This window comes from Georgenia thermotolerans (genome assembly GCF_009193185.1).
In the GTDB taxonomy this organism is placed as follows: domain Bacteria; phylum Actinomycetota; class Actinomycetes; order Actinomycetales; family Actinomycetaceae; genus Georgenia; species Georgenia thermotolerans.
In genome coordinates this window covers 1-1,221 of sequence record NZ_VUKF01000108.1, presented here as the reverse complement: position 1 = coordinate 1,221, position 1,221 = coordinate 1, and the positions used below count along the sequence as shown (strand labels likewise).

Annotated in this window: 1 protein-coding gene; it reads left to right on the top strand. The window is 82.1% G+C overall.

Going from position 1 to position 1,221, the window contains the following annotated elements:
- Positions 1–175: 175 nt before the first annotated feature.
- Positions 176–1,221 (top strand): selenocysteine-specific translation elongation factor (gene selB / locus GD970_RS21385; protein ID WP_152204893.1); only part of this gene is annotated, 1,046 nt, incomplete at its 3' end.

Genomic DNA, 1,221 nt, shown 5'->3' with positions numbered 1-1,221 from the left:
TGCCGCCCGCCGACGACGCCGTCCTCGAGGCCGCGGTGCGGGCCGCGGCCGCCGCCCCCGCACCGCTGGCGGCGGCGCCCGACGCCGCCGCGTCCGACGGCCCCGCCCCCGCTGGCCCCGCCACCTCCGCGGCGCCGGTCTCCCCTCCCCCGCTCCCCGCGGCCGAGCGGTCCTGATGCACGTCGTCGCCACCGCCGGGCACGTCGACCACGGCAAGTCCACGCTCGTGCGCGCCCTGACCGGCACGGACCCCGACCGCCTGGCCGAGGAGCGCCGGCGCGGGCTGACCATCGAGCTCGGGTTCGCCTGGACGGCCCTGCCCGGCGTCGGCGACGTCGCCTTCGTCGACGTGCCGGGCCACGAGCGGTTCGTGCCGACCATGCTCGCCGGCATCGGGCCGGTGCCCGCGGTGCTGCTCGTCGTGGCGGCCGACGACCCGTGGATGCCGCAGGCCGCCGAGCACCTGGCCGCCCTCGACGCGCTCGGGGTGGCCCACGGCGTCGTCGCGGTCACCCGCGCGGACCTCGCCGACCCCGCCCCGGCCGTCGCCCGCGCCCGGGCCGAGCTCGCGCCGACCTCGCTGCGCGGGGCCGCCGTCGTCCCCGTCAGCGCCGTCACCGGCCGCGGGCTGGAGGAGCTGCGCGCCGCGCTGCGCGAGATGCTGGGCGCCCTGCCCGCCCCGGACCCCGCCGGGGACGTGCGGCTGTGGGTCGACCGCCGCTTCAGCGTGCGCGGCGCCGGGACGGTGGTGACCGGGACCCTGTCGGCCGGCCGGGTGGCCGAGGGCGACCGGCTCGAGCACGCCGGCCGGCGGCTGCGGGTGCGCGCGGTGCAGTCCCTGGGCCGCGACGTCGGCGCCGCCACGGCGGTCGCCCGGGTGGCGCTCAACCTCACCGGCGACGGGGTGGAGGAGGTCGGGCGCGGCAGCGTGCTGCTCACCCCCGGCGCCTGGCACCTGGGCGACACCGTGGACGTGCGCCTGTCCGGCGCCGGCACGCCGCCCGAGCGGCCGCTGCTGCACCTCGGCGCGACGGCGGTGGCCGCGCACCACCGCCCGCTCGGCGAGGGCCTGGCCCGGCTGCGGCTGGAGCGCGCGCTGCCCCTGCGGGTGGGCGACCGGGCGATCCTGCGCGACCCCGGCTCGCGGGCGCTGTGGGGCGTCACTGTCCTCGACCCCGCGCCCCCGGCGCTGGGCCGCCGCGGCGCCGCCGCCCGCCGCCG